At 39.8% G+C, this 1,905-nt stretch carries 3 protein-coding genes and 1 pseudogene; all 4 read left to right on the top strand.

Annotated features, from left to right (window positions below; genetic code table 11):
- Window positions 1-273, top strand: a 273-nt coding sequence (locus L4C39_RS20010) for an IS3 family transposase (RefSeq protein ID WP_429747745.1), incomplete at its 5' end; no start/stop codon positions are given.
- 54 nt (window positions 274-327) lie between these two features.
- Window positions 328-942: a hypothetical protein gene (locus L4C39_RS20015; protein WP_429747747.1), complete on the top strand. Its 615-nt coding sequence runs from the start codon at window positions 328-330 to the stop codon at window positions 940-942.
- A gap of 166 nt (window positions 943-1,108) precedes the next feature.
- Complete coding sequence (locus tag L4C39_RS20020; RefSeq protein WP_429747749.1) at window positions 1,109-1,579, top strand: GNAT family N-acetyltransferase; 471 nt, start codon at window positions 1,109-1,111, stop codon at window positions 1,577-1,579.
- Window positions 1,580-1,734: 155 nt separating this feature from the next.
- A pseudogene (locus tag L4C39_RS20025) lies at window positions 1,735-1,905 on the top strand (GNAT family N-acetyltransferase); the annotation flags it as partial.

The raw sequence follows: 1,905 nt of genomic DNA on the forward strand, positions 1-1,905 counted from the left end.
GCTTATAAGTATCAGGACGCTTATAAGTATCAGGACTTCATGCGAAAGCATGGAGGCGTGCCAAGCATGAGCCGTAAGGGTAACTGTTGGGACAATGCGGTAATGGAGTCGTTTTTCAGTCGACTGAAAGTCGAATTGATTTACGCAGAAGATTATCAAACTATCGAAGAAGCCCGAATGGGGATCTTCGAATATATCGAGGTGTTCTACAATCGAAAAAGAAGACACTCAGCGTTGGGGCATGTCAGTCCCGTTGAGTACGAAAGTATGTAGTTATGTACTGTCTACTTTTTGTGGGGTACACCACACTACAGCATGGAGGTTAGTTTGCTAGAACATTATCGATGTATGCATGAAGCTCAGATAAAGCGAAATGAGCAGTTCGTCAATGAAAGACGTCTATTGTTTAGTGTTGCAGTAATCCTAGCAACGGTACTTTTTTACGTTGCTCAGCATTTAGAATTGATACTGGATTTTCGTGCTTTGGCTTTCTATTTTAACTTATTATTTGCTTTTGGCGTTTTCGCTTATATTAATATCTTAGACAAGTTGATAAAAGCTTCTTTAGTTAAGGGATTAAGAGACATTTCACCGGCTAAGGAGTGGAAAGAATATGAAGTTTTTATAAACAATAAATTTAGGAACAACCGTAGTATTGACGCGGGTAAGGTATTTGAAAAGTCACTGGCTGAAGCATACGTTGAAGCTGCTACCGTTAATCAGAGCGAAAATGATAAAATAGGTAAAAATCTTAACAAGGCAATGTATAGTATTTTTATATGCTCAATGTTGTCTATGCCGGCTTTGCTCGACATAGCTTTTTTACCATTACATGAAGAACAGAAAAAGGAAATAGTGTGCGACAGCTTGATGCCCAAAAACCAGGAACAGTCCCAAGACCAACACCAGTCAAAGACTCCCCAGGTCGAAGAGGACCAATAGTACCTAACCGTGAAAAGTAGTGCTAACAAACAATTTAAGAGTGATTCCCCACGCTTGGCATTTTGGGTTTGGGTCTAGTTCAGTGTTTACGGCGTCCAAATTGAGTGTAGCTGTAGCGTGGCTCACACCTTAATTGGGCGTTATACGAATAAGGGAAGTTCGGAATATGGAAATCAAAATAGATGATTTGTCGGGTGGTGAAGTCATTGAATTGCTCGAAGAGCATTTGGCTGATATGTATGCAACTTCACCTCCAGAAAGTGTTCATGCTCTAGATGTTGATGCACTTAAATCACCAGAGGTTACATTCTTCAGCGGTTGGGTTAACGGTGAATTACAAGGTTGTCTAGCTATTAAGCAACTCAATTCTAATCATGTTGAATTGAAATCAATGAGAACTTCTAATTCATCACGAAAGTCAGGTGTTGCAACTAAGTTGTTAACTCATGCTTTGAATACCGCTATCGAAAAAGGATACAGTAAAGTTAGCCTTGAAACCGGCACTCAACAATTCTTCCAACCAGCTCGAAACTTGTATGAGAAATTCGGGTTTACTTATTGCGAACCATTCGCCAACTATGAACTCGATCCACATAGTCACTTTATGACAAAGGAATTGGTGGAAAAATTCGTATAACAAAGCGTTTAAGACGGATTCACAACGCTGGGTGGTTTAGCTTAAAGATATGCATCAGTGTTTATGGCACAATGTCTTGAGTCCTGTGGTGGCGTTGTTCACCACTTAACGCGGCGTTAGTTTGCTACAAAGAATCAAGGAGTTTCGCGTAAGAAATGAAAGTAAATATTAGACCTGCAAGAGAACATGAGCTGGAGTTTATCCATGCCTTGGTTATCTCAAATGACGAATGGACTAAGTTTAATGGTCCATATTTTCCATATTCACACCCATCCTTAGAACAGTTTAAACACTCTTCATTTCAGCGTCTTTTATCGGGTTTAGAC

Origin of the sequence: Vibrio clamense (assembly GCF_050337905.1) — a bacterium.
Classification (GTDB): domain Bacteria; phylum Pseudomonadota; class Gammaproteobacteria; order Enterobacterales; family Vibrionaceae; genus Vibrio; species Vibrio cortegadensis.